This window comes from Enterobacter sp. A103 (genome assembly GCF_034427535.1).
Taxonomy (GTDB): Bacteria; Pseudomonadota; Gammaproteobacteria; order Enterobacterales; family Enterobacteriaceae; genus Enterobacter; species Enterobacter asburiae_B.
In genome coordinates this window covers 42,152-67,238 of sequence record NZ_JAXQPQ010000011.1, presented here as the reverse complement: position 1 = coordinate 67,238, position 25,087 = coordinate 42,152, and the positions used below count along the sequence as shown (strand labels likewise).

The following is a 25,087-nucleotide window of genomic DNA, read 5'->3' as shown; positions in this document are numbered from 1 at the left end:
TTTATTTTGACCAATCAGGTCTACTTTTTGCGGTAAATATGGACATGTCAGAATGCAATCCACGCCCTGATAACGGCAGAGAGGTCTACTGGTGATCTACAAATCTATTGCTGACAGATTGCGGCTGCGGCTGAATTCGTCGGACTACAACGTCGGCAGCCCGCTGCCCGGCGAAAAAGCGCTGGCGCAGGAGTTCGGCGTGGCGCGAATGACCATCCGCAAGGCGCTGGATCTGCTGGTGAGCTGGGGGCTGGTTGAGCGTCGGCACGGCAGCGGAACCTTTGTCTCACGCAAAGACGTTCACCACGAAACCACCAACCTGACCGGGCTGGTGGAGGTGCTGCGTCAGCAGGGAAAAGAGGTGCAGAGTAAGGTCTTACAGTTTGAAGTGATGCCCGCCCCGCCCGCCATCGCCAGCCAGCTGCGGATTCAGGTGGATGAGCGGATCTACTTTTCCCGGCGGGTGCGCTACGTGGACGGGAAGCCGCTGATGCTGGAGGACAGCTTTATGCCGGTGAAGCTGTTCCGCAATCTGTCGCTGGCGCATCTTGAGGGGTCTAAGTTTGATTACATCGAGAAGGAGTGCGGGATCACCATCAGCGGCAACTACGAGAGCCTGACGCCGGTGCTGGCAGATAAAACGCTGGCCGGTTATATGAACCTGCCGGAACAGACGCCGCTGCTGCGAATTACCTCTCTCTCCTACAGCGACAGTGGCGAGTTCCTCAATTATTCCGTGATGTTTCGAAATACCAGTGATTACCAGGTGGACTACCATCTGCGGCGCATCCACCCGGATGACCTGCTAGCTCATCCCCCAGAACAGCACCGCCAGTAGCTGCGGGGTGATGATGCGCAAGAACATCACCAGCGGATAGACGGTGGCATAGGAGAGCGCGGCCGCACCGCTGGTGGCGTGCAGGTTGTTGGCAAAAGCCAGCGCGGGCGGATCGGTCATGGAGCCCGCCAGCATCCCGCACAGCGTCAGGTAGTTCATTTTGGCGAACATACGCGCCAGTATTCCCACCGTCAGCAGCGGGATCGCCGTGATAAAGATGCCGTATCCAACCCAGCTCATCCCTTCGCCCTTGACCAGGGTATCGACAAAATCCCCTCCGGATTTCAGGCCGACCACCGCCAGGAACAGCACGATGCCCAGTTCGCGCAGCGCCAGGTTGGCGCTCGGCGGCATAAACCAGTAGAGCTTGCCGATACAGCCGATACGCCCGAGGATCAGCGCCATTATCAGCGGCCCGCCCGCCAGGCCCAGCTTGAGCGCCACCGGGAAGCCCGGCACGTACACAGGAATAGAACCGAGCAGCACGCCGAGTCCGATACCGATAAACACCGGCAGCATCTGCACCTGCTGCAGCTTTTGCTGGGCGTTACCCACCATATCCGCCACGGCGTCGATGGACGACGGGCGCCCGACCAGGTTGAGGATATCCCCGAACTGCAGGCTGGCCTCCGGGCTGGCGACCAGTTCAACACCCGCACGGTTAAGGCGAGAGATCACCACGTCATAGCGCTCTTTTACCTGCAGATCGCGTATTTTCTTGCCAAGAACGTGCTCGTTAGTCACCACAACGCGTTCCACGCGCATATCGGTGCCGCGGGTTGAGAGCGAGGTATCCACTTCCTGGCCAATCACCAGCCGCGCGTTGTTTAAATCCCCGGGCTGCCCGACCAGGTGCAGCAGATCGCCCTGCTGAATGACGGTGCCGGGCGCGGGCACCATCAGCATATCGTCACGCTTGAGGCGGGAGCAGATGATATTGGCGCTGTTGAGGATCGGCACGTCCTGAATCGCCATATTGTTCAGGTTGGGGTTATCGACCCGAATGTTGATGGTTTTAATTGGCATATGGCCGTTGGTGAGCGTGGTTTCGTGGTCCTTCGCCTCTTTGTCGACGTTAATGCGAAACAGGACGCGTACCAGCCACATGGAAAGCAGAATGCCGCAAATCCCAAACGGATAGGCCATGGCGTAGCTCATCCCCATCTGGTCGACGATGCCGGGTTCGATGCCCAAATCGCGAAGGATTTGCTGCCCGGCACCGAGCGCAGGCGTGTTGGTGACCGCCCCGGAGAAAATGCCCAGCACCACGGGGAGCGGGATATCGAAGATTTTATGCAGAATTGCGGTAACCAGCCCGCCCATCACCACTATGCCGAGGGCAAACAGGTTGAGCCGCAATCCGGAAACCCGAAGTGAGGCGAAAAAGCCCGGTCCCACCTGAATACCGATGGTATAAACGAAGAGGATCAGGCCGAACTCCTGGGTAAAGTGGAGCATTTCGGCGCTGAGGACCAGCCCGAGCTTGTCGGCGAAGTGCCCGACAAAAATGCCGCCAAACAGTACCCCGCCTATCCCAAACCCGACGCCACGGATTTTGATATTACCTATCCACAGGCCAACAACAGCGACCAGGGCCAACACGCTGACGGTTAACGCGATATCACTCATGACCCACTTCCTTATCATAACCTTAGTTATGCTAAGGATTCTCTCAGAGCCGGAGGTGGTTGTATGGGTGATGGCGCACAAAAAAGCCCTGCCGGGGCAGGGCTTTATCTTTTCACCCTCTCCCTACAGGAGAGGGCCGGGGTGATGGCATCAGCCCGCACACTATTAGCTATTCAACGCAGGCCGCTCGCTAATGGCGATACGCTGCGGCGCGATGGCTTCCGGCACGTTGCGGATCAGGTCGATATGCAGCAGACCGTTGGTAAACGTTGCGCCGGACACTTCCATATGGTCTGCCAGGGTAAAGCTCAGGCTAAACGGCTGATTAACCAGCCCCTGATGCAGCCATTTGGTCTCGGTCTCTTGTTTTTCCGGCGTACCTTTCACGGTCAGGCGAGTGCCTTCAAGCTGGATGTCCAGATCGTCCTGGCGGAAACCGGCAAGCGCAAGGGTAATGCGATAGTGGTTATCGTCGCTTTTTTCGATGTTGTACGGCGGAAACGTCTGTTGCTCGGTGGTGCTTTGCAGGGCGTTAGCCAGTTTGTCAAAACCAATCCACTGACGCAGAAGAGGGGATAAATCATAGTTACGCATACTAAATCTCCTTCTGAGAAGCGAGTTCGGCACAGTGTAATTTTGTGCGCAGTTGTTCCTGCAAATCCTGATGGATTCGCATATGCTCCCGTTACGGCAAGCAAGTCTGGGTGGGCCGCTTACGCGACCCGCGTAATTAGTTAATTTCGATACGACGCGGTTTTTTCTCTTCCGGAATCACACGTTCCAGTTCGATAAACAGCAGGCCGTTAACCAGGTTCGCGCCTTTAACGTGAATGTTCTCGGCTAACTGGAACTTGCGTTCAAAGTTGCGCTCGGCGATGCCCTGATAAAGATAGGTACGTTCTTTCTGCTCGGCCGTATGGGAACCTTTCACCACCAGCAGGTTGTCCTGCGCGGTGATCTCCAGTTCATTTTCTGCAAAACCGGCGACGGCAATAGCGATGCGGTAGTGGTTTTCGTCCACCAGCTCAACATTGTATGGAGGGTAGCCGTTGCTCTGGCTTTGGTTATTTTCTAAATGGTTAAACAGGCGGTCAAAACCAATTGCAGAACGGTATAGCGGAGAAAGATCGAAGTTACGCATAAATAAAACTCCTGAAATCAGCGAGAAATTGTAGCCTTCCACCATGGACAGGCCTTTGCACCCCCGAACACCCATCAGGCGAGTTCGTTATCGGGCCACATTCTTAAAATGGGTCTGCAATCGGGCTTTTCAAGAACGACAGCTGCACTTTTTTTTGCACTTTCCTGCATCTCGCTTAGACTGGGACAACAGCACAAAGGGTTAAATTGCGATGGCTGCCACAGTGCGGGGTTATCGGGCTATCCATTTTGGATAAGGCTCGCTATAACCCTGAGTTGCAGGTCTATGCAGTGCCATTAACGATGACTGAGTGATGATGAAAAATGTTCTGATAAAGCTGACGACGTTCAGCGGGGTAGTTTTACTTTGCGGGTGTTCGAGCGTGATGTCTCACACCGGCGGTAAAGAAGGAACATATCCGGGGACGCGCGCCAGCGCGGCGATGCTCTCCGATGACGATACAAACTGGGGCACCAAATCCCTGGTTATCCTGGATATGCCGTTTACGGCCGTGGCGGATACGCTTCTGCTGCCGTGGGATATGTTTCGTAAGGACAACTCCGTGCGCTCGCGGGTAGAGAAAAGCGAGCAGGAAAATCTGGCGACAAACGCCGTCATCCCGCCCGCTGACATGCCTCCACGCTAGTACTGCGCGGTTTCCGTTACCCAAAGCTGACGGAAACCGGCTGTCTCCTCCATCCACGCAATAACGCGCCCGTCAGGGGAAAACACGACCGCATCAGCAGACGGTGGGTTGCCATGATCGGACGTCAAAAACGTCACCTCTCCGGTCTGGGCGTCGCAGCAGGCGATCCGATTTTCGAGCACAAACCCCAGACTGTCGCCCTCAGGATGCCAGTTAAATGCTGACTGAATATCGCTCCCGGTACGCGTCAACTGGCGCGGCTCGCCGCCCTCAGGAGAGATCAGCCACAGCTGCACAATGCCGTTATCATCCCGCATCAGAAACGCAATCTGCGTCCCCTGCGGGTTGCTGCGAACCCAGTGACGCGGCACGTTCACCAGGCCCGGGTACGCCCTCTGATGCGTAAAGGTCAAACGACGCTGGTTCACACCCGCAGGCGGCGCTGGCAGGGTCTCCGTCGTGCCCTGTAGCGGCGCATCGCCCGCACGCTTCCAGCCCTGCTCGTCTTCCGGCAAATTTACGATAAACAGTTCGGGTACTTTTTCGCCCTGCGCGGAGAGGGTATCGCCGATAAACGCCAGTCTGCCGTTGCCCACCCAGCCCTCTTCGTAAGCGCGGTTGATTTCATCGCTGCCCGGCCGTGGGTTGGGCGTGGTGCGGCTAACCAGCACGCTCCAGAAGGTTCCCGAATATTCACGGGGATGGTTCCCCTGCGGGTTCACCGGGCCGTAAGGCACAGCCACGCCGACGTTGCGTAAATCGAGTTTAGGATCGCGCTCGTGCAGGACATGGTCGTTATAGGTAAAGCTGACGAGCTGCCCGTTCGGGCTGAAGACATGGACGTGGCTGCCGCCGCGCAGCGCGCCTGCGGTGTAAGGCGCGGTGATATCCATCGCGTCCAGGTTGCTCACCTGACCGTTTTGCGCAATCACTCCCTGGCGATGATGAAAATCGTAGCGCCAGTCGGCATCCGGGTTTTTCGGGCCGTGGATAAAGACATATTTCTCTTCTGCAGGATGAACGGTCACCACGCCGACATGCGCGCCGTCAGTGGCGCGATATACCACCTCTACCTCACCCGTCGCGACATTGACCCGCTCGATGGTTTCACCGGAGAACGACGCACCGGACGGGCGCACGTCGTAGACCAGCCACTGGCTGTCCGGCGTCCAGGTATTGATGTTGGTCAGCTGGTGGTTGCGGGAAGCGAAGGTGATTTGTTTCATGAGGATACCCTGATGCGCAGTTATCGCATCAGGGTATCGCAAGCGGGTTTTTAGTTCAGCACAAACTTCTCGATGGCATAAGCCACGCCGTCTTCGAGGTTGGATTTGGTCACGAAGTTAGCCACTTCTTTCACCGATGGGATCGCGTTATCCATCGCCACGCCCATACCGGCGAATTCGATCATCGCGATGTCATTTTCCTGGTCGCCCAGCGCCATGATCTCTTCCTGTTTAATGCCCAACGCATCGGCCAGTGATTTGACACCGGTGCCTTTATTGACGCGTTTATCGAGTATTTCGAGGAAGTACGGCGCACTTTTCAGCACGGTGTACTTCTCTTTCACTTCCGCCGGAATGCGCGCAATCGCTTTATCCAGGATCTCCGGCTCGTCGATCATCATCACTTTCAGGAACTGCGTCGCCGGGTCCATTTTCTCCGCTTCACAGAACACCAGCGGAATGGTCGCAACGTAGGATTCATGTACCGTGTAGTAGCTGATATCGCGGTTGGCGGTATAGAGCGTATTGCGATCGAGCGCGTGGAAGTGGGAACCCACTTCACGGGACAGTTTTTCCAGGAACAGATAGTCATCGTAGCTCAGCGCGGTTTGCGCAACCGTACTGCCATCTGCGGCTTTTTGCACCAGCGCGCCGTTATAGGTGATGCAGTAGTCGCCCGGCTGATTCATGTGCAGCTCTTTCAGGTAGCTGTGTACACCCGCATACGGACGCCCCGTGGTCAGGACCACATTCACGCCCTTAGCGCGCGCCGCGGCGATCGCGTTTTTAACGGCTGGAGAGATGGTGTGGTCTGGCAGCAGCAGCGTGCCGTCCATGTCGATTGCAATGAGTTTGATAGCCATGAGTTCCCCGGAATAAATGAGTGCTGCCTCATGCTAACGCGATTAAGCACACAAAAATAGAGCTATATTGCGCAACAGGAATGCCCCTTTTACGCTTATTCCGGGGAACGAAGGCTTACTCGCGGGTGAGCACAATTTTACCGAACGCGCCGCGATCCAGATGTTCAAACGCCTGTTCAAGCTCGTTAAAACGATAGCGATGCTCAATCACCGGCTTCAGCCCCGTGACGTCAACAGCGCGGACAAAATCTTCCAGCGCCCGGCGATGCCCCACGCCAATCCCCTGAATGACGGGGGATTTCAGCAGCAGTTCGCCAGCAGAGAGGGTAATCTCCGTCCCGGCGAGCACGCCAATGACGGAGATACGTCCGTGAACGGCAACGGCGCGCAGGGAATGCTTCAGGTTCTCTCCACCGACGGTTTCGATAATATGGTCGATACCGCGATCCTGCGTGAGCGTCAGCGTATTTTCAGCCCAGTCGCCTTTCAGCCGGTTGATGCCGTGGCTGGCCCCCAGCGTTTTGGCCAGCGCCAGTTTCTCATCGCTCCCCGAGGTGACAAACACCTCCGCGCCGTGCGCTTTTGCAATCTGAAGGGCGAATATCGCCACGCCGCCCGTGCCCTGCACCAGCACCGATTGCCCGGCGCGCAGCTGGCCGCGCTCCACCAGCGCAAACCAGGCGGTAAGCCCTGCGCAGGGTAAGGTGCTGGCCTCGGCGTCATCCAGGGTCTCCGGAGAGGCCACCAGCGCGTCTTCCTTCACAATCACATACTCGGACAGCATGCCCTGGAAGTATCCACCGGACGTTTTATAGGGCAGATTGCGCGCGTCCGCCTGCGGCTTACCGTCGATCCACTCCGGGAAGAAGGTTGAGATGACGCGCGCGCCGGACTGGAAGCGCGTAACGCCTTCACCAATGCTGTCCACCACGCCCGCCATGTCAGACGCCGGGGTAAACGGGAAGGAAAGCGGGATCGGCATTGTGCCTTCAACAACCATTTTATCGCGATAGTTAAGCGCAACGGCATTTACCCTTACGCGCACTTCACCCGGACCTGGCTGTGGAACGGGCGCCTGAGTCAGCTTGAGGTTCTCGCGCCCGAGGGCATCCATGGACCAGCGTTGCATTGTCTCTGTCATTTTATTTCTCCTGCCATCAGATGAGCTTTAGTCCTGACAGTCTACCGTTGACTAAAGGTCGCCAGTGGCGATAAGTTTTCTCTTTATTGACGCCAGAATAGATACAATCCATGACCGATACGCTGAAGGATATTCCTGTTTTCGTGGCCGCCGTTGAGGCGGGAAGTTTCGCGCAGGCCGCGATTCGCCTGCATTTGTCACGCTCGGCGGTCGGAAAAAGCATCGCTCGCCTCGAACAGCGGCTGGGGGTACGTCTTTTTCAGCGCACCACCCGCAGCCAGAGTCTGACCGATAACGGCGCCCTTTTTTATGAACGCTGTCTGCGCGCGCTGGAGGAGATTCGGGGTGCGGAATCGCTACTTGAAACGGGGAAACAGCAGGTCAGCGGCCGCCTGCGCGTTGCCATGCCGGTGCTGTTTGGTCGCCAGTGCGTCGCCCCCTTGCTGATAGCGCTGGCGCAGGAACACCCCGGGCTTGAGCTGGAAATGTCATTCAGCGACCGCGTGGTGGATCTGGTCGAGGAAGGGTTTGATATGGCGGTGCGTAACGGCACGCTTCAGGACAGCAGCGTGCTGGTCGCCAGAAAGCTGGGAGAACACCGCATGGTGCTGTGCGCCGCGCCGGAGTATCTGCTGAAGAAAGGCCAGCCACAAAGTGTTAATGATTTATCCCAGCATACGGCCATCAACTATTTGAGCGCAGGCAGAGTGTTGTCCTGGCAGCTGATGGATAACGAAGGAACGTCGCACACCTTTACGCCCCGATCGTCGCTCAATATGGATGATTTGCAGGCGATCTGCGACGCTGCGCTGGCCGGGCACGGCATTGCATGGCTGCCCTGCTGGATGGTCGTCAAAGATATTCACCAGGGTAAACTCGTCCCGCTCCTGAAGCAGGCACCGGATGTGCATTTCAACGTTCATGCCGTGTGGCAGCAGACGCCGCATCTGCCGCTGAGGGTAAGAATCGCGATAGATACGCTGGCGAGCCGTTTACCGGCAGCGATGTCACTGGACCTTCCAGCGTCCATAAAAAAGCCGCGCTAAAAGCGCGGCCAGTTATCGTGCGGTATAACGACGATTAAATATCGATATTTGCCGCTTTCAGGGCGTTCTCTTCGATGAAGGCACGACGTGGTTCAACCGCATCGCCCATCAGGGTCGTGAACAGCTGGTCCGCGGCAATCGCGTCCTTAACGGTCACGCGCAGCATGCGGCGGCTTTCCGGATCCATGGTGGTTTCCCACAGCTGGTCCGGGTTCATTTCGCCCAGACCTTTATAGCGCTGGATCGCAAGACCACGACGAGACTCTTTCACCAGCCAGTCCAGCGCCTGCTCGAAGCTGGCTACCGGCTGACGACGTTCGCCACGCTCGATGAACGCATCGTCTTCGATCAGGCCGCGCAGCGTCTCGCCGAGCGTGCAGATACGACGGTATTCCGGACCGGTCACAAACTCGTGCTCCAGCGGATAGTCGGTGTCAACGCCGTGGGTACGCACGCGAATAATAGGCTCGAACTGCTTATCGGCGTTCTGCTGGATATCGCATTTCCACATGCTGCCGTGCTGCTCTTTTTCGTTCAGATCGGTCACCAGGGCATTCACCCAGCGGGTCACGGTCTGCTCGTCGCTCAGATCGGCTTCGGTCAGGGTCGGCTGATAAACCAGCTCCTTCAGCAGCGTTTTCGGATAACGGCGTTCCATACGCGTAATCATTTTCTGCGTGGCGTTGAACTCGGACACCAGACGCTCCAGCGGCTCACCGGCCAGTGCAGGGGCGTGCGAGTTCGCGTGCAGGGTCGCGCCATCAAGGGCGATTGCGATTTGGTACTGATCCATCGCTTCGTCGTCTTTAATGTACTGTTCCTGCTTGCCTTTCTTCACCTTGTACAGCGGCGGCTGTGCAATGTAGACGTGGCCACGCTCAACGATTTCAGGCATCTGACGATAGAAGAAGGTCAACAGCAGCGTACGAATGTGCGAGCCGTCGACGTCCGCATCGGTCATGATGATGATGCTGTGGTAGCGCAGTTTGTCCGGGTTGTACTCATCACGGCCGATGCCGCAGCCCAGCGCGGTAATGAGCGTCGCCACTTCCTGAGAAGAGAGCATCTTGTCGAAACGGGCTTTCTCAACGTTGAGGATTTTACCCTTCAGCGGCAGGATAGCCTGGTTCTTACGGTTACGGCCCTGCTTCGCAGAACCGCCCGCGGAGTCCCCTTCCACGAGGTACAGTTCGGACAGCGCCGGGTCACGTTCCTGGCAGTCAGCCAGTTTGCCCGGCAGGCCTGCTAAGTCCAGCGCGCCTTTACGACGGGTCATTTCACGGGCTTTACGCGCCGCTTCACGGGCACGCGCCGCATCGATAATTTTACCCACCACGATTTTCGCGTCGGACGGGTTTTCCAGCAGGTATTCGCTCAGCAGTTCGTTCATCTGCTGTTCAACCGCCGATTTCACCTCGGAAGAGACCAGCTTGTCTTTGGTCTGTGAGGAGAACTTCGGATCCGGCACCTTCACGGAGACAACGGCAATCAGGCCTTCACGGGCGTCATCACCGGTGGCGCTGACTTTCGCTTTCTTGCTGTAGCCTTCTTTGTCCATGTAGGCGTTCAGGGTACGGGTCATCGCCGCACGGAAGCCTGCAAGGTGCGTACCGCCGTCACGCTGTGGAATGTTGTTGGTGAAGCAGTAGATGTTTTCCTGGAAACCGTCGTTCCACTGCAGCGCCACTTCCACGCCGATACCGTCTTTTTCGGTGGAGAAGTAGAAGATATTCGGGTGAATAGGCGTTTTGTTCTTGTTCAGATACTCAACGAACGCTTTGATACCACCTTCGTAATGGAAGTGGTCTTCTTTGCCGTCACGCTTATCTTTCAGGCGGATAGAGACGCCGGAGTTCAGGAACGACAGTTCGCGCAGGCGTTTCGCCAGGATGTCGTACTCGAATTCGGTGACGTTGGTGAAGGTTTCATGGCTCGGCCAGAAACGCACCATGGTACCGGTTTTGTCGGTATCGCCGGTAACGGCCAGCGGTGCCTGCGGCACGCCGTGCGTATAGAGCTGACGGTGAATTTTGCCTTCGCGCTGGATAACCAGCTCCAGCTTCTGCGACAGGGCGTTAACCACGGAAACGCCTACGCCGTGCAGGCCGCCGGAAACTTTATAGGAGTTATCGTCGAACTTACCGCCTGCGTGCAGCACGGTCATGATCACTTCCGCAGCAGAGACGCCCTCTTCCGGGTGAATACCGGTTGGGATGCCACGACCATCATCGGTGACGGAGACAGAGTTGTCCGCATGGATGGTGACCACGATGTCTTTACAGTGACCCGCGAGCGCTTCGTCGATAGCGTTATCTACCACCTCGAATACCATGTGGTGCAGACCGGTGCCGTCATCCGTGTCGCCGATATACATACCCGGGCGCTTACGCACCGCATCCAGCCCTTTCAGGACTTTGATACTGGAGGAGTCATAAGAATTCGACATCAACGTTTCTCGCTCATTTCAACTTGGGTTAATCCGTTATTTTACCCTTTTCCACGGTAAACATCTTCGAATTTTCGTCCGACATGTCTATAACGTGTTCAGCGCTAATGGCGCTGACGAAAACCTGCGACTGCGTGGCTTTTAAGCGGCTGGCAAGCAGCCCGCGCCGCGCGTCGTCAAGTTCCGAGGCAAAATCATCTATCAGGTACAGGCAGCGTCTTCCGCTCTCACGGGTGAGAAACTCTCCCTGTGCCAGGCGCAGCGCGCACATCAGGAGCTTGAGCTGCCCGCGCGACAGCGTGTCTTCCACCGGCGCACCGTCTGCACGAATGCGGAAATCCGCCTTGTGCGGGCCGTGCGCGGTGTAGGTCAACATGCGGTCACGCTCGAAGCTTCTCTCTAACACCTCAGCATAATCCGTCTCTTTCTCCCAGCCGCGCTGGAAGGAGAAGGTGAGAGAGAACTCGGGTAAAAACTGTTTGCAGGTGTCGGCCATGTCTTCGGCGATACCTGCGCTGTATTCGGCACGCCAGTTGCTGATTTGTTCCGCGAGAGGGATTAACTCCATATCCCACGGACGCAGCTGGGCGTAACGGGTAACCTGGCGCAGAGCAGCGTTACGCTGCTTGAGCAGACGCTTCAGGTTGCTCCAGGCGTTAAAGAAACCGGCTTCGTTGTGAAAGCATCCCCAGTCGAGGAATGCTCTTCTGTATTTGGGGCCGCCGTTGAGTAAAGTAAACCCCTCCGGCGTAATCAGCTGCATTGGCATCAGCAGCGCCAGCTCCGCCACTTTATGGCCGTCGGTGCCGTCGATGCGCACCTTGCTGTCGCCCTGCTTGTCTTTGGTCAGGCCGATGGCAGTTTCCCGCTCCGCCCCCTGCAAACGCCCGTGCAGAACAAAGGATTCCTGCTCGTGGCGAATGACGCGACCAATCTGCAAACTGCGAAACGCCCGACCGTGGCCGAGCGTATAGATGGCCTCAAGCACGCTGGTTTTGCCACTGCCGTTTGCACCAACCAGGAAGTTAAAGCCAGGGGATAAAGCGAGATCCGCGCTTTCGATATTGCGAAAGTCGCGGATCAACAGACGGGTGAGCGACATTACAGTCTCATTGGCATAACAACATAGGCAGCCGACTGTGATGCGGCATCTTCAATCTGTACGCTTGAAACGGAGTCGGTCAGCAGAATGCGCACGTTTTCGCATTTCAGCGCATTCAGCACATCCAGTACGTAGCTGACGTTAAAGCCGATTTCCATCTCGGTTCCGGCGTAGGTGACGTCCAGAATTTCTTCTGCCTCTTCCTGCTCCGGGTTGTTAGCAGTGATTTTGATCTGGTTTTCACTCACATACAGGCGCACGCCGCGGAATTTCTCGTTAGAGAGAATGGCCGCACGGGCAAAGGCCTGCTTGAGGCTATCGCATCCCGCTTCCAGCGTTTTGTCCGGATTCTTCGGCAATACGCGGCGATAATCCGGGAAACGACCGTCAACCAGCTTAGACGTGAAGACAAAATCGCCCACGTGTGCGCGGATATTGTTGCTGCCGATCTGCACGCGCAACGGCGTGTCGCCGCCGTCGAGCATACGCATCAGCTCAATCACCCCTTTACGCGGCACGATCACCGAATGGTTTGGCAGTGAATCGCCAATCGGCATAGAACAGACCGCCAGACGGTGGCCGTCGGTGGCTACGGTACGCAGCTCTTCACCTTCGGTTTCGAACAGCATGCCGTTTAAGTAGTAACGGACGTCCTGATGCGCCATGGAGAACTGCGTGGCTTCAATCAGACGCTTCATCGTCGCCTGCGGCAGGGTGAATTCAACTTCGCTCTGCCAGTCGTCCAGGTTCGGGAAGTCCGCAGCAGGCAGCGTGGAGAGCGAGAAACGGCTGCGGCCAGAGCGCACCAGCATACGGTCGCCTTCCAGCTGCACGGCGATTTCAGCGCCTTCCGGCAGCCCGCGGCAGATATCAAAGAATTTACGTGCCGGAACCGTGGTCGCGCCCGCGTCGTGCGGCTGCGTCAGCGTAACGCGCGCGATCATTTCCATTTCCAGATCTGTACCGGTCAGCGACAGCGTACCGTCCGCGACCTGAAGCAGCAGGTTTCCGAGAATAGGCAGCGTTGGGCGGCCACCTAATGGGCCACTCACCTGTTGCAGCGGTTTTAATAAATGTTCACGTTCAACGGTAAATTTCATAGCGTCACGATGATAATGTTCTGATTAAATTGGAAAAATCTTCTTTTATGTCGTGGCTTTCTTCGCGTAACTGCTCAATCTTACGACAAGCGTGCAGCACGGTCGTATGGTCACGGCCACCAAACGCATCCCCGATTTCCGGCAGACTGTGGTTGGTTAACTCCTTTGCCAGCGCCATCGCCATCTGACGCGGACGCGCCACCGAGCGGGAACGACGTTTAGACAGTAAATCTGCCACTTTGATCTTGTAGTACTCAGCCACCGTCTTTTGAATATTATCGATAGTGACCAGTTTTTCCTGCAATGCCAGCAAATCGCGCAGCGCTTCACGCACAAAATCGATGGTGATCGCACGACCGGTAAAGTTGGCATTGGCGATAACGCGGTTCAGCGCCCCTTCCAGCTCACGCACGTTGGAGCGCAGACGCTTGGCAATAAAGAACGCCACTTCGCCCGGCAGGCGAATGTCGTTTTCATCGGCTTTCTTCATCAGGATCGCGACGCGGGTTTCCAGCTCCGGTGGCTCGATCGCCACGGTCAGGCCCCAGCCGAAGCGGGATTTCAGACGATCTTCAACGCCGTTGATCTCTTTTGGATAACGATCCGAGGTCAAAATGATCTGCTGATTGCCTTCCAGCAGGGCATTGAAGGTGTGGAAAAACTCTTCCTGCGATCGTTCTTTATTCGCAAAGAACTGGATGTCATCGATGAGCAGCGCGTCAACGGAACGATAGTAGCGTTTAAACTCTTCGATCGCATTGTTTTGCAGGGCTTTTACCATGTCCTGAACGAAGCGCTCGGAGTGCATATACACCACTTTGGCATTGGGCTTGCGCGCCATAATGCCGTTACCCACCGCATGCAGCAGGTGCGTTTTACCCAGACCCGTGCCGCCATACAGGAACAGCGGGTTGTAGGCCCCACCAGGGTTATCAGCAACCTGACGAGCCGCCGCGCGCGCCAGCTGGTTCGACTTACCTTCAACGAAGTTATCGAACGTGTGTTTCACGTTAACGTTAGAGCGGTAGGTTGGCTCAGCCGGTGCAGGGACATTATCCCAGCCCTGACGAGCGGGTGCGACGCGAGGGGCCGGAGCAGGCGCGGCCTGAGCGGGCGCTGCTACGTTCACGGTTTCACGAACGGTTTGGGTGACCGGCTTTGTGCCCACTTCAAAGCGCAGCTGCGGAGCATCTGACCCGCAGAAATCGTTCAGCAGTCCATTGATGTTATTAAGGTACTTATCCCTTACCCAATCGAGCACAAAACGGTTTGGCGCATACAAAGCCAGCGTGTTATCGCTCAGTTCCGCCTGCAACGGGCGGATCCACATACTGAATTCTGTGGCTGGTAACTCATCCTGCAATCGGGCAAGACACTGCTGCCAAAGCGAAAGTGACACGGCGGACTCCACTCGAACAATAAAAGAAAACTATTGAATATTCATGATTGTTGGCGCACATCGACATGACCCAATGAGGGTGATGTGCGAACCGCTATCTGCGGTTATACCCGGCCAGGATCGCTGGATCCCGATCGGGACCGCGGATCATAGCCTAAACTGAGCCAGAGATCTTCTGTTTCTCACAGTTTCTTCCCGATTTATCCACAGGAAGATCCGGAACCGGATAAGTGTAAACGATCCTGGCGCCAGTGCCCCACGATTTAGTCCGCATATTGGAAAAATTAATGAGCACAGACAATTTATTGCTTAAATGATCTAACGAAGATCCGGGACGATCCTTGCGCTTTGTTGGCGAGGCCGTATAATCCTCGACCCGGCGCGTGATGCTCATCTTCCTGCGTCGTCCGTTGCTCATTTTCCACGCGAAAACGTGCGGAAATACGCGGGAAATAAGGAAAGAGAATTGACTCCGGAGTGTACAATTATTACAATCCGGCCTCTTTAATCACCCACGCTGAGGCGTTAGTCGTTCGAAACTCGTTCGGGTATACGCAAAAGTCAGTGAATTTATTCAAGTTTAGGTAGAAATCGCCATGAAACGCACTTTTCAACCGTCTGTACTGAAGCGCAACCGTTCTCACGGCTTCCGTGCTCGTATGGCTACTAAAAATGGTCGTCAGGTTCTGGCACGTCGTCGTGCTAAAGGCCGCGCTCGTCTGACCGTTTCCAAGTAATAAAGCTAACCCCTGAGTGGTTAAGCTAGCATTTCCCAGGGAGTTACGTTTGTTAACTCCCGCTCATTTCACTTTCGTCTTCCAGCAGCCACTACGGGCTGGCACGCCGCAAATCACCATCCTCGGCCGCCAAAATTCGCTGGGGCATCCCCGCATCGGTCTCACAGTCGCCAAGAAAAATGTTAAGCGTGCGCATGAACGCAATCGGATTAAACGTCTGACGCGTGAAAGCTTCCGTTTACGTCAGCACGAACTGCCTTCAATGGATTTCGTGGTGGTGGCGAAGAAAGGGGTTGCCGACCTCGATAACCGTGCTCTCTCGGAAGCGTTGGAAAAATTATGGCGCCGCCACTGTCGCCTGGCTCACGGGTCCTGATAGCCCTCATTCGGGTCTATCAACGCCTGATTAGTCCGCTACTCGGGCCGCACTGCCGTTTCACACCAACATGCTCAAGCTACGGAATTGAGGCATTGCGCAGGTTTGGAGTGATAAAAGGCAGTTGGTTGACGGTGAAACGCGTATTAAAATGCCACCCTTTACACCCCGGTGGAGACGACCCCGTCCCCCCAGGACCCTTTGATACCAGAGAACACTAACGATGGATTCGCAACGCAATCTTCTTATCATCGCTTTGTTGTTCGTGTCTTTCATGATCTGGCAGGCATGGGAGCAGGATAAAAATCCTCAACCCCAGCAGCAGACCACGCAGACTACGACCACCGCAGCGGGTAGCGCCGCCGACCAGGGCGTACCGGCCAGTGGCCAGGGGAAACAGATTACGGTTAAGACCGATGTGCTTGAGCTGACAATCAACACCCGTGGTGGTGATGTTGAGCAGGCGCTGCTGTTGACCTACCCGAAAGAGCTGAAGTCTAACGAACCGTTCCAGTTACTGGAAACCACGCCTGAGTTTATCTACCAGGCGCAGAGCGGCCTGACCGGTCGTGATGGCCCGGATAACCCGGCTAACGGTGCGCGTCCACTGTATAACGTCGAGAGCGACACCTTTGTACTGGCTGATGGTCAGAACGAACTCGCGATCCCGATGACGTACACCGACGCCGCAGGCAACACCTTCACTAAAACCTTCACCCTGAAACGCGGTGAATATGCGGTGAACGTGGGCTACAGCGTACAGAACGCCAGTGCGAAACCGCTGGAGCTGTCGACCTTTGGCCAGCTGAAGCAGTCCATCAATCTGCCGTCTCACCGTGACACCGGAAGCAGCAACTTTGCGCTGCATACCTTCCGTGGCGCGGCGTACTCCACGCCAGACGCGAAGTATGAGAAATACAAATTCGACACCATTGCCGATAACGAAAACCTGAACGTTAGTTCCAAAGGCGGTTGGGTTGCGATGCTGCAACAGTATTTCGCAACGGCCTGGATCCCAAACAACGACGGTACGAATAACTTCTATACCGCGAACCTGGGTAACGGTCTTGCAGCCATCGGCTACAAATCTCAGCCGGTTCTGGTTCAGCCGGGTCAAACCGGTAAGATGGCAAGCACCCTGTGGGTCGGCCCGGAAATTCAGGACAAAATGGCCGCTGTTGCGCCGCACCTGGATCTGACCGTTGATTACGGTTGGTTGTGGTTCATCTCTCAGCCGCTGTTTAAGCTGCTGAAGTTCATCCACAGCTTCCTGGGTAACTGGGGCTTCTCCATCATCGTTATTACCTTCATCGTTCGTGGCATCATGTACCCGCTGACTAAAGCGCAGTACACCTCCATGGCGAAGATGCGTATGCTGCAGCCGAAGATTGCGGCGATGCGTGAGCGTCTGGGCGATGACAAACAGCGTCAGAGCCAGGAAATGATGGCCCTGTATAAAGCAGAGAAAGTAAACCCACTGGGTGGTTGCTTCCCGCTGCTGATTCAGATGCCAATCTTCCTTGCGCTGTACTACATGCTGATGGGTTCCGTTGAGCTGCGCCACGCGCCGTTCGCCCTGTGGATCCACGACCTGTCCGCACAGGACCCGTACTACATCCTGCCGATCCTGATGGGCGTGACGATGTTCTTCATCCAGAAGATGTCGCCGACCACCGTGACCGACCCGATGCAGCAGAAGATCATGACCTTTATGCCGGTCATCTTCACCGTGTTCTTCCTGTGGTTCCCGTCAGGTCTGGTGCTGTACTATATCGTCAGCAACCTGGTGACCATCATCCAGCAGCAGCTGATTTACCGTGGTCTGGAAAAACGTGGCCTTCATAGCCGCGAAAAGAAAAAGTCCTGATTCGGTAAGTTAACGCTAAAATAAGGGCGGTCGATTGACCGCCTTTTTTATTTGTATTGAACGAGACCAACCATGAGCCATAACGACACTATCGTCGCCCAGGCAACCCCACCGGGACGCGGTGGTGTAGGCATTCTGCGTATCTCCGGCCTGAAGGCGCGCGAGGTGGCCGAAGCGGTGCTGGGTAAACTGCCAAAGCCGCGCTACGCTGATTACCTGCCGTTTAAAGATACCGACGGCACGCCGCTGGACCAGGGCATTGCGCTGTGGTTCCCCGGCCCCAACTCTTTCACCGGCGAAGACGTGCTGGAGCTGCAGGGCCACGGCGGCCCGGTTATCCTCGACCTGCTGTTAAAACGTATCCTGACCCTGCCTGGCCTGCGCATTGCGAAGCCGGGCGAGTTCTCCGAGCGTGCCTTCCTCAACGACAAGCTCGACCTGGCGCAGGCAGAAGCGATTGCAGACCTGATCGACGCCAGTTCTGAACAGGCGGCCCGCTCCGCCCTGAACTCGCTGCAGGGGGCATTCTCCGCCCGCGTAAATCACCTTGTGGAAGCACTTACTCACCTGCGGATCTACGTGGAAGCGGCTATCGACTTCCCGGATGAGGAGATCGACTTCCTCTCTGACGGTAAAATCGAAGCGCAGCTCAACCAGGTGATGGCCGATCTCGACGCCGTTCGCGCCGAAGCGCGCCAGGGCAGCCTGCTGCGTGAAGGGATGAAGGTCGTTATCGCCGGACGTCCTAACGCCGGGAAATCGAGCCTGCTGAACGCCCTGGCGGGCCGTGAAGCGGCAATCGTCACCGACATTGCCGGCACCACCCGCGACGTGCTCCGCGAGCATATCCACATAGACGGCATGCCGCTGCACATCATTGATACCGCCGGCCTGCGCGATGCCAGCGACGAGGTTGAACGCATCGGTATCGAACGCGCCTGGCAGGAGATCGAACAGGCAGACCGCGTGCTGTTTATGGTGGACGGCACCACGACCGACGCCGTTGACCCGGCAGAAATCTGGCCAGACTTTATCGCCCGTCTGCCGGCGAAACTGCCCATCACCGTGGTACGCAACAAAGCGGACGTCACCGGCGAAACGCTGGGCATCAGCGATGTGAATGGTCACTCACTGATTCGCCTGTCGGCGCGTACCGGTGAAGGCGTTGACGACCTGCGCAACCATCTCAAGCAGAGCATGGGCTTTGACACCAGCATGGAAGGCGGCTTCCTGGCGCGTCGTCGTCACCTGCAGGCGCTGGAAGAGGCGGCGAACCACCTTGTTCAGGGTAAAGCGCAGCTGATCGGCGCGTGGGCGGGCGAACTGCTGGCGGAAGAGCTGCGTCTGGCGCAGCAGAATCTGAGCGAAATCACCGGGGAGTTTACGTCGGACGATCTGCTGGGACGGATCTTCTCGAGCTTCTGTATTGGCAAGTAAAGTGGTGAAAAATCAGCAATAAAAACAGCTAGTGAGATCATAAGATATTGTAAATATTAGTCTTTATTTTTACTGGCTGTTCTTGCCTGATCTTGTTTCGTGAGAATTTACCCCGAGAGTACCCCGAAGTAACCTCTTGGGGTACTTTTGAGGCTCAAATTGATACCTAAGGAAGTGCGATCTAAAGAGACACCGGTTTGAGGCCGGTGTCAGGTGATAACTAGATCTGTACAGTTGGGGCACTGTTATCTAACGACGGATTTGATCAACAACCGCTTTAATCTGCTGACGAGCATCTCGACCTTGACCATCTTGCTCAACCGCCATAATAAATAAACACTTACCATTACTAAGTTCGGCCCATTTATCACCGATAGCACGTTTTTCCGCTGAGTCGTCATTAGTTACATAAGCTTCGCCTTTATACTCAACAACTAGCATTCGCCCATCGTTAAGCTCACATACAAAGTCTGGGTAAAACTTGTTATGAGCCAGTGGCAGCCAGAATGAAGCTTGATCTCGGCGTACAAGGTTACGAATCCAGTGTTTTACCTCCGGTAGGCCATCTATGGCTTTGGCACACTCGTATTCCTCACCTGTAGCTTTCAAATCCTCAATAAGGTTCTGCGGAAAGTAATGTTTCTGGAATTTGTAGCGACCAGAATAGTATGGTGGACGAGATGGGTAGTGGCTCGGCTCGAAGTGGTACATGAATTCATCGGATAAACACGCTGTACTTTCAACACCGAACAAACACGCTTGATATCCAGCTCGCTGAGCTTTTTTTCGGTACAAACGGATAAGATCTCGTATAGCACGGGCCAATGGGAACTTATTGCGAACCAAAGCTGTAAGGCTCAAGTTAGGCTTTTGAAGCAAATTTTTGACTAGACGACCCAAGAAGCCAACAAGTTGATGCTGAAGGACATCTGGTTGTCGCAACTCCCTGTCTAGCCAGCGGACGAGATCTTGCTCTGTAACGTCAATAAAGCCTTGGTTGAAAGCGATGACTTCCTTCTGATCGGCAATCTTATAAGTGAGAGACTTACCGTCCATGTCAATCGCAAAACTATTGCTAGTCTCGTTCATTGCAAAGTTAGTCAATTCTGCTGGGTAGTCGAGCAGATTCCAGCTGTGTGCGTGAAGGAAAACTTCTGATTCAACCAGCTCCAACTCGCCTTGCTCCAGCATGCACAGATAAGGAAGTGAGCCGAATTTTTCCCCACGTTCTGAAGGTGCCTTCGTGGCTTCAATAGCCTGATTGTGCACTCGAACATCACGTTCAAAGGACTCTCTATTTTTACCAGCTTTTATGTGCTTCGTTAGCACTTTTTGTATGCTTGGTGAGACTTCGCCTGTCACTTTGACTACCGCAGTGTCAGTTTGCTCATCACGAGTCATCGTGATCTGCTTCTTCTCTGACTCGGAAAGCTCTGTTAGATCTGGTAAATCCTCAACCTCTACAACAATAGCAGGAAGTGGTGTCGGTTTTACTTGAGTTTGCTCCTGCTCGCCACCGAATAGATCCCTTTGACCACCCGTCGGAGCTTGCTCACGTAAAAATGCTGCGATCTCCATTTCCTCAAAACCCATAGCGATGAGCTTATCCGTCAGCTCTTGAGCTGCTTTTGCAAACTTCGACGTCGCAAGATGCGCATAAGCACGGTTCAAATCTTCAATAGTTCGACGGCGGGCGTAAGGCATACGCAGTACACGGCCAAGTAACTGTTCAGCATCTTTACTAGACGACACTTGCTTCACCGAACAGAATACGTAGGCAAAAGAGCAATCCCAGCCTTCTTTAAGGGCTTCGATAGTAATGATGTATTCAATCGGGCAGTTTTGTTCAAACAGGTTAATCCCATCTAGCTCTCGCAGGCTACCTGTTGCGACCGCAATCTTATCTTCATCAATGTTAAGCTGATTTATAAGATGATCTCTAAGTAACTCAACAGACACCTCGCCATTTTTGTTTTCAGCTTGGAACAAGGCTATGGGGCGGATGTAGTCTTCGTCTTTTTGAGCATCGGTCTGAAGTTTGTTACGAGTGATCACAGCATCCTGAACTGCATCTTGCCAATTCTGATGTTCCGTCAAACGATCGGCAATTTAATCATCTCTTCGGCTTTCAACTCGGCAGCCGAAACATGAAACAGAACGTTACTACCGTTTGCGCTAGTGGTGTTTGGTGTAGCGGTAAACTCGATGACAGCAGCTGGATGCACTCGTCGCAACGTATCAAAGGTTAAGTTGGTACGAGCATTATGAGCTTCATCCACGATCACAACAGGCCGATACAGGGCTAATAAGTTGGCAAAAGAGAATTTGATGCTGCCAATTTCACGACTACTCAAACCGTTCTCTTGTACATCAGCCTCTGAAACCGTCTCCAACAGCGGCAAGGAAGGGTGATTTGCTGGAATCTTGGCAAAGTGTGGCTCAAAGTTTTCGTGGTAAGCGTAAACCTTGCGTCCAGAGGTGTCAGAAACTCTCAAGTTAGCTAGGGTAGATACAACCACAATGGCCTTATTGCCTAAGTCTTGTGGTCTAATTTGAGTCACTTCATCAATATCGAGCACCAGTACTTGGCGATTAAAAGCTGCGTCGAGCTTTTCACGATAGGGATGACCCGGTGTTTTCAGTGCTTCTACTGTTTGCTCGCGAATTGTAATGCTTGGGACTAACCATAATGCAATAGGGGCTTCAGTCTCTAGGTAATGACGTGCGGCAACCTCAACAGCATGTGAGCCAAGAACAGTTTTACCACCGCCTGTTGGAATACGCATACAAAAGTACGGAACTTGCTCGAAACCATAATCACGGTAAGCGTGTGAAGGGAGGTCTTGTTCTTTCAGAGCTAACTTATACGCATCTTCAACATTGTCACTACTGAGGCAGTTTGATAGGAAAGATTGCATCACATCAACGGCACGTTGTTGATAACCTTTTAACTTAAACATTCTGTGGATTCCTTATCAAAGAGTGCCGACGTCGTATGGGATCTGCTTGAACGTGATGTTCGCTTGTTTCAAGCGAGCCTCACCCAAACGGCTTGATTCACCGTAGATCACGATACGTTCATGTTTGTTAATGTCGGGTAAGTTGTTGAGTACTTTGCTTGTCAGCACATTGCCACCTACTGGACGACGATCACCCAGTATGCCGTTGTAGAGCAAGTAGTATGCGGTATCGTTATGAACACCCAGCAACGGAGTATCGGCTTTGTTGCCAAGTGGTGTTTTCGTTTCTAAATACCAGATATGTGATGCTAAGGTGGGAAACTTAATGTCGGTATTGAGGCAGCCGTATTCATCGAATACAGCTTCGCCTAATTTGTAGAAGCGAAAACCGCCACCACTTTCCCAGTTTGAATCCATAGTTATACCGCCAGTATCTTTACCTTCGATAACTTTTTGTAAACGCGGTTTGATATGGGATTGGCTATGATTTCCAATTTCAACCAATATCCACTTTCGGCCAAGCTTGTGAGCGGTACTGCCCGTTGTTCCTGTACCAGCAAAAGAATCTAAAACAAGCTCCCCTGGCTTTGTCGTCATAGTAATAATACGTGCGACTAAATCTTCAGGTTTAGGTGTATCAAATGACAATGATGATCCCAATAAAGCTGTCAAATGAGCTTTCGTTTGCCTTGTTGTGTGTAAATCATTCCAAATTGTAGGCCAAGGACGAGTAGGATTATCTGGTGCAAATTCCCGCGTATAAGGAATCCAACTATCACCACGCTTTTTCCACACCAACTTATCTTGTGAAATTAGCTCGTCGACAGCTTTTTTGCCAAGAGCCCAACGAGCATCTCGTCCATCATCATGGACTGGATAAATTAAATTGCCATCCGGGTCTGATATTGGAAAGTACATAGATGGTCGATCTTCTCGCAAACTAGCCTTTCCATTTTTTTTCAATAATCTATCTCTATATGGTTTTTCTGAAGAGTCATCAGGTGAACGATAGGAGTCTAAAATAGAGCTATCTGATTTTCGCTCAAAAACTGCCTTTTCTATATTCTTCGCATAGCAAAAGACATATTCATGATCCGGAGTGATTGTTACCTTATTATCATTTGGGCTATCCACTTTTCTCCAAATAAATGATGTAACAAAATTGCATCTCCCGAATAACTCATCCATTACAACTTTAAGGTAGTGGCTTTCGTTGTCATCGATAGTTACGAAGATGCTACCCTGCTCTGAAAGAAGCTCTCTCAAAAGCTCCAACCTTGGGTATATCAGAGAAAGCCATTTACTATGCTCTAGGTTATCATCATAGTGATCAAACGCGCTTTTGGTATTATATGGAGGGTCAATGAAAATACATTTCACTTTACCAGCATAGTAAGGGATTAAAGCCTTAAGCGCTTCAAGGTTATCACCTTGAATCAGCAGGTTTTCATTATCGGCATCGCCATAGGAGAGTTCTGGAACTTCTTCCAGTAGCCTATAAGTGCATTTTTTAGACGTTGTTATAGCTTCGTCTTTGTTAAGCCAGTTCAAAATTGGCATCTTAGATCCTCAAATTTTATCTACGTCTAAGCCAGCTTGTTTCAATCGGCTGGTAAGGTTTCTCATTTTGCTAAATTCGGTGCCATAGCTGGGCTTTAAGCCGACCTCTTCGCAAAACTCTCTCGCTGTGATGTCTTGAAGATCGTCAGCATACTTGATCATTTGCAGGTGTAACTCAGCCATGTACTGGTTGCGTGGAGCTCCACTTAATGCCTGACGTATCGCCAGAAAAATCTGCTCTTTCATTCCTATTTCTCAGCTTTTACCTGAACTGATAGCTAACTTAGCAAAATTAGCTAATTTGTGCTTAATTTTGTGTGTATTTTCTTGTGAACTGCAACAATGGCGTTGTTTCCCAAATACATTGAACCATTCTTCTTGGCTGTGAGCCGATCCCCCGACGTATCGGAGGAGAGCAGCAGATGGGCAAGGCCAAGCACAATATCAGTAACTGGGCAGAGTACAACCGGGCCTTGGTCAATCGAGGCTCATTGACCTTCTGGATAGATGACGCCGCTATTCGCCACTGGTACTGCCAACAGCACCACGGCGGCCGGGGGAGTGGCTTTGAATACAGCGACACTGCCATCGAAACCGCGCTGATGCTCAAGGGCCTGTTCGGTCTGCCTCTGCGAGCCTTGGAAGGCTTTATCAACTCTCTTTCAGTTGATGGCACTGCCGCTCACTTCGCCCAGTTACAGCTCTATCAGCAAGCGCGCCAAGACGGTCAATATCCACTACCGCTTGCCCAGCAAGGGCCCTATTACCCACCTGGTTATTGATGCTACCGGGCTGAAGCTCTATGGCGAAGGCGAATGGAAGCAACGTAAGTACGGTAAGGAGGAGCGCCGGGTGTGGCGCAACCTGCACCTGGTTGTAGATGCCCGAACCCATGAGGCTATCGCTGCCGAAGTGAGCCTGGAAAACGTTGGCGGCAGCGAGGTATTGCCAGGATGGCTTAATCCTCTGCGCCGCCGTATCGCTCAGGTCAGTGCTGATGGGGCTTATCACAGCAAAGCCTGCCCAAAGAAAAGAGGCCAAAGCCAGTATCCCCCCCGCAAACCAGCGGGATACTGGGAGCAAGGGCATTCGAGAAACGAGGCGTTAGCGGCACTCAAGGTCGGGCAATTGCCCGAATGTAAAAGGGAAAGCGGTTATCACCAGCGCTCAAAAGCGGAAACGGCGATGTTGCGATACAAGCAGCTCATCAGCCCAACGCTGAGTCTACGCGACTATAACGGTCAGGTTGCAGAGGCTTTGGCTGGGGTGAAGGTGATGAACAAAATGCTAGGCCTTTGCATGCCTGTTCGCCAGGTCAGCTAAGGGCAGCAAGCTCTTTAGGAGCGGGCTTTCCAGGCTCTGATTTAATCAACAACGCCCAGTTGGCCTATTAGCCATGAGAGCACAACCATAGCGAGTGCATCTACCGGCTCATGGGGCAAATCATGCCTGGGGGGGAGAAGACGAAATCCAGGCTGGATGGGATGGCACATTAGCTGCTCACCGTGTGAAAGAACAAACCATTATTCCAGATAGATAGTTATGTGGAGGGGAACTGGACAGGGATTGGCCA

Annotated in this window: 22 protein-coding genes, 2 pseudogenes and 1 other annotated feature; of the genes and pseudogenes, 10 read left to right on the top strand and 14 right to left on the bottom strand. The window is 53.9% G+C overall.

The features are described 5' to 3' along the window. Positions 1-91 precede the first annotated feature (91 nt). Complete coding sequence (locus SPH27_RS20325; RefSeq protein ID WP_033144348.1) at positions 92-838, top strand: GntR family transcriptional regulator; 747 nt, start codon at positions 92-94, stop codon at positions 836-838. Here SPH27_RS20325 and SPH27_RS20320 read toward each other — a convergent pair. The 3 genes from SPH27_RS20320 to ibpA form a co-directional block, all read right to left on the bottom strand. Beyond that, positions 806-2,467 carry a putative transporter gene (locus SPH27_RS20320; RefSeq protein ID WP_032662051.1) on the bottom strand — a complete coding sequence of 554 codons (1,662 nt, stop codon included), beginning with the start codon at positions 2,465-2,467 and terminating at the stop codon, positions 806-808. The genes SPH27_RS20325 and SPH27_RS20320 overlap by 33 nt on opposite strands. A gap of 165 nt (positions 2,468-2,632) precedes the next feature. Further along, positions 2,633-3,061, bottom strand: coding sequence for a small heat shock chaperone IbpB (ibpB, locus tag SPH27_RS20315; protein ID WP_032662053.1), 429 nt, complete (start codon positions 3,059-3,061; stop codon positions 2,633-2,635). 136 nt (positions 3,062-3,197) lie between these two features. Continuing rightward, a complete protein-coding gene (gene ibpA, locus SPH27_RS20310; RefSeq protein WP_008500162.1) occupies positions 3,198-3,608 on the bottom strand; it encodes a small heat shock chaperone IbpA in 411 nt (136 codons plus the stop codon). Then, positions 3,602-3,674, bottom strand: a sequence feature (ROSE (Repression Of Heat Shock gene Expression) occurs in the 5'-region of heat shock genes and acts as an RNA thermometer to modulate expression.). Its footprint overlaps the gene before it by 7 nt. 247 nt (positions 3,675-3,921) lie before the next feature. Here ibpA and SPH27_RS20305 point away from each other — a divergent pair. Continuing rightward, positions 3,922-4,254 carry a YceK/YidQ family lipoprotein gene (locus SPH27_RS20305; protein WP_039260364.1) on the top strand — a complete coding sequence of 111 codons (333 nt, stop codon included), beginning with the start codon at positions 3,922-3,924 and terminating at the stop codon, positions 4,252-4,254. On the opposite strand, the gene SPH27_RS20300 is transcribed toward SPH27_RS20305, so the two are convergent. The 3 genes from SPH27_RS20300 to SPH27_RS20290 all read right to left on the bottom strand — a co-directional run bounded on the left by SPH27_RS20300 (position 4,251) and on the right by SPH27_RS20290 (position 7,484). After that, the gene (locus tag SPH27_RS20300) at positions 4,251-5,480 is read right to left on the bottom strand and encodes a DUF3748 domain-containing protein (RefSeq protein ID WP_182072078.1); all 1,230 of its coding nucleotides are present in this window, start codon (positions 5,478-5,480) and stop codon (positions 4,251-4,253) included. The two genes, SPH27_RS20305 and SPH27_RS20300, sit on opposite strands and share 4 nt — an antisense overlap. Positions 5,481-5,530: 50 nt before the next feature. Continuing rightward, positions 5,531-6,343: a sugar-phosphatase gene (yidA, locus tag SPH27_RS20295; RefSeq protein WP_032662059.1), complete on the bottom strand. Its 813-nt coding sequence runs from the start codon at positions 6,341-6,343 to the stop codon at positions 5,531-5,533. A gap of 115 nt (positions 6,344-6,458) precedes the next feature. Further along, the gene (locus tag SPH27_RS20290; RefSeq protein WP_182072076.1) at positions 6,459-7,484 is read right to left on the bottom strand and encodes a zinc-dependent alcohol dehydrogenase family protein; all 1,026 of its coding nucleotides are present in this window, start codon (positions 7,482-7,484) and stop codon (positions 6,459-6,461) included. A gap of 110 nt (positions 7,485-7,594) precedes the next feature. Between SPH27_RS20290 and SPH27_RS20285 the strand changes: the two genes are divergently transcribed. Next, the gene (locus SPH27_RS20285; RefSeq protein ID WP_039260360.1) at positions 7,595-8,530 is read left to right on the top strand and encodes a LysR family transcriptional regulator; all 936 of its coding nucleotides are present in this window, start codon (positions 7,595-7,597) and stop codon (positions 8,528-8,530) included. Between the two features lie 34 nt (positions 8,531-8,564). Here the strand turns inward: SPH27_RS20285 and gyrB are convergent, their stop codons facing one another. From gyrB to dnaA, 4 genes are read right to left on the bottom strand one after another with little or no spacing between them, the layout of a single operon-like run. Continuing rightward, positions 8,565-10,976 carry a DNA topoisomerase (ATP-hydrolyzing) subunit B gene (gene gyrB / locus SPH27_RS20280; protein WP_029741443.1) on the bottom strand — a complete coding sequence of 804 codons (2,412 nt, stop codon included), beginning with the start codon at positions 10,974-10,976 and terminating at the stop codon, positions 8,565-8,567. 28 nt (positions 10,977-11,004) lie between these two features. Beyond that, positions 11,005-12,078: a DNA replication/repair protein RecF gene (gene recF / locus SPH27_RS20275; RefSeq protein WP_023309805.1), complete on the bottom strand. Its 1,074-nt coding sequence runs from the start codon at positions 12,076-12,078 to the stop codon at positions 11,005-11,007. After that, positions 12,078-13,178: a DNA polymerase III subunit beta gene (gene dnaN, locus SPH27_RS20270; RefSeq protein WP_010426557.1), complete on the bottom strand. Its 1,101-nt coding sequence runs from the start codon at positions 13,176-13,178 to the stop codon at positions 12,078-12,080. The genes recF and dnaN overlap by 1 nt, the downstream gene beginning before the upstream one ends. Before the next feature lie 4 nt (positions 13,179-13,182). Next, positions 13,183-14,577: a chromosomal replication initiator protein DnaA gene (dnaA, locus tag SPH27_RS20265; protein WP_010426558.1), complete on the bottom strand. Its 1,395-nt coding sequence runs from the start codon at positions 14,575-14,577 to the stop codon at positions 13,183-13,185. Positions 14,578-15,173: 596 nt separating this feature from the next. On the opposite strand from dnaA, the gene rpmH reads away from it, so the two are divergent. The 5 genes from rpmH (at position 15,174) to mnmE (ending at position 18,994) form a co-directional block, all read left to right on the top strand. Then, the gene (gene rpmH / locus SPH27_RS20260) at positions 15,174-15,314 is read left to right on the top strand and encodes a 50S ribosomal protein L34 (protein WP_000831330.1); all 141 of its coding nucleotides are present in this window, start codon (positions 15,174-15,176) and stop codon (positions 15,312-15,314) included. Between the two features lie 16 nt (positions 15,315-15,330). Further along, a complete protein-coding gene (gene rnpA, locus SPH27_RS20255) occupies positions 15,331-15,690 on the top strand; it encodes a ribonuclease P protein component (RefSeq protein WP_032640303.1) in 360 nt (119 codons plus the stop codon). Continuing rightward, positions 15,654-15,911, top strand: coding sequence for a membrane protein insertion efficiency factor YidD (gene yidD, locus SPH27_RS20250; protein ID WP_001307474.1), 258 nt, complete (start codon positions 15,654-15,656; stop codon positions 15,909-15,911). The genes rnpA and yidD overlap by 37 nt, the downstream gene beginning before the upstream one ends. 2 nt (positions 15,912-15,913) lie before the next feature. After that, positions 15,914-17,557 carry a membrane protein insertase YidC gene (yidC, locus tag SPH27_RS20245; protein WP_033144356.1) on the top strand — a complete coding sequence of 548 codons (1,644 nt, stop codon included), beginning with the start codon at positions 15,914-15,916 and terminating at the stop codon, positions 17,555-17,557. A gap of 72 nt (positions 17,558-17,629) precedes the next feature. Next, positions 17,630-18,994 (top strand): tRNA uridine-5-carboxymethylaminomethyl(34) synthesis GTPase MnmE, encoded by a 1,365-nt coding sequence (gene mnmE / locus SPH27_RS20240; RefSeq protein ID WP_021242672.1) that lies wholly within the window; start codon positions 17,630-17,632, stop codon positions 18,992-18,994. Between the two features lie 249 nt (positions 18,995-19,243). On the opposite strand, the gene SPH27_RS20235 is transcribed toward mnmE, so the two are convergent. The 4 genes from SPH27_RS20235 to SPH27_RS20220 are packed head-to-tail and all read right to left on the bottom strand — an operon-like array spanning position 19,244 to position 23,760. Next, positions 19,244-21,049, bottom strand: coding sequence for a hypothetical protein (locus SPH27_RS20235; protein ID WP_322435788.1), 1,806 nt, complete (start codon positions 21,047-21,049; stop codon positions 19,244-19,246). A gap of 38 nt (positions 21,050-21,087) precedes the next feature. Further along, a complete protein-coding gene (locus SPH27_RS20230; protein WP_322435787.1) occupies positions 21,088-21,954 on the bottom strand; it encodes a DEAD/DEAH box helicase family protein in 867 nt (288 codons plus the stop codon). Positions 21,955-21,969: 15 nt separating this feature from the next. Continuing rightward, complete coding sequence (locus tag SPH27_RS20225) at positions 21,970-23,514, bottom strand: site-specific DNA-methyltransferase (protein WP_182072072.1); 1,545 nt, start codon at positions 23,512-23,514, stop codon at positions 21,970-21,972. A 9-nt stretch (positions 23,515-23,523) separates the two neighbouring features. Further along, positions 23,524-23,760: a transcription factor gene (locus SPH27_RS20220; protein WP_182072069.1), complete on the bottom strand. Its 237-nt coding sequence runs from the start codon at positions 23,758-23,760 to the stop codon at positions 23,524-23,526. A gap of 176 nt (positions 23,761-23,936) precedes the next feature. Between SPH27_RS20220 and SPH27_RS20215 the strand changes: the two are divergent. Next, positions 23,937-24,837: pseudogene (locus SPH27_RS20215) on the top strand (IS5 family transposase). 77 nt (positions 24,838-24,914) lie between these two features. Further along, positions 24,915-25,010: pseudogene (locus SPH27_RS20210) on the top strand (metal-dependent hydrolase); the annotation flags it as partial. Positions 25,011-25,087 lie beyond the last annotated feature (77 nt).

What these genes read in the sequence shown, in the direction of transcription:
- SPH27_RS20230 (WP_322435787.1), bottom strand. Translation starts at nt 21,954, where the DNA reads ATGTTTAAGTTAAAAGGTTATCAACAACGTGCCGTTGATGTGATGCAA.
- yidA (WP_032662059.1), bottom strand. Translation starts at nt 6,343, where the DNA reads ATGGCTATCAAACTCATTGCAATCGACATGGACGGCACGCTGCTGCTG.
- rpmH (WP_000831330.1), top strand. Translation starts at nt 15,174, where the DNA reads ATGAAACGCACTTTTCAACCGTCTGTACTGAAGCGCAACCGTTCTCAC.
- yidC (WP_033144356.1), top strand. Translation starts at nt 15,914, where the DNA reads ATGGATTCGCAACGCAATCTTCTTATCATCGCTTTGTTGTTCGTGTCT.
- ibpA (WP_008500162.1), bottom strand. Translation starts at nt 3,608, where the DNA reads ATGCGTAACTTCGATCTTTCTCCGCTATACCGTTCTGCAATTGGTTTT.
- yidD (WP_001307474.1), top strand. Translation starts at nt 15,654, where the DNA reads ATGGCGCCGCCACTGTCGCCTGGCTCACGGGTCCTGATAGCCCTCATT.
- SPH27_RS20220 (WP_182072069.1), bottom strand. Translation starts at nt 23,760, where the DNA reads ATGAAAGAGCAGATTTTTCTGGCGATACGTCAGGCATTAAGTGGAGCT.
- SPH27_RS20225 (WP_182072072.1), bottom strand. Translation starts at nt 23,514, where the DNA reads ATGCCAATTTTGAACTGGCTTAACAAAGACGAAGCTATAACAACGTCT.
- SPH27_RS20285 (WP_039260360.1), top strand. Translation starts at nt 7,595, where the DNA reads ATGACCGATACGCTGAAGGATATTCCTGTTTTCGTGGCCGCCGTTGAG.
- SPH27_RS20305 (WP_039260364.1), top strand. Translation starts at nt 3,922, where the DNA reads ATGATGAAAAATGTTCTGATAAAGCTGACGACGTTCAGCGGGGTAGTT.
- SPH27_RS20290 (WP_182072076.1), bottom strand. Translation starts at nt 7,484, where the DNA reads ATGACAGAGACAATGCAACGCTGGTCCATGGATGCCCTCGGGCGCGAG.
- mnmE (WP_021242672.1), top strand. Translation starts at nt 17,630, where the DNA reads ATGAGCCATAACGACACTATCGTCGCCCAGGCAACCCCACCGGGACGC.
- SPH27_RS20300 (WP_182072078.1), bottom strand. Translation starts at nt 5,480, where the DNA reads ATGAAACAAATCACCTTCGCTTCCCGCAACCACCAGCTGACCAACATC.
- recF (WP_023309805.1), bottom strand. Translation starts at nt 12,078, where the DNA reads ATGTCGCTCACCCGTCTGTTGATCCGCGACTTTCGCAATATCGAAAGC.
- ibpB (WP_032662053.1), bottom strand. Translation starts at nt 3,061, where the DNA reads ATGCGTAACTATGATTTATCCCCTCTTCTGCGTCAGTGGATTGGTTTT.
- SPH27_RS20320 (WP_032662051.1), bottom strand. Translation starts at nt 2,467, where the DNA reads ATGAGTGATATCGCGTTAACCGTCAGCGTGTTGGCCCTGGTCGCTGTT.
- dnaN (WP_010426557.1), bottom strand. Translation starts at nt 13,178, where the DNA reads ATGAAATTTACCGTTGAACGTGAACATTTATTAAAACCGCTGCAACAG.
- gyrB (WP_029741443.1), bottom strand. Translation starts at nt 10,976, where the DNA reads ATGTCGAATTCTTATGACTCCTCCAGTATCAAAGTCCTGAAAGGGCTG.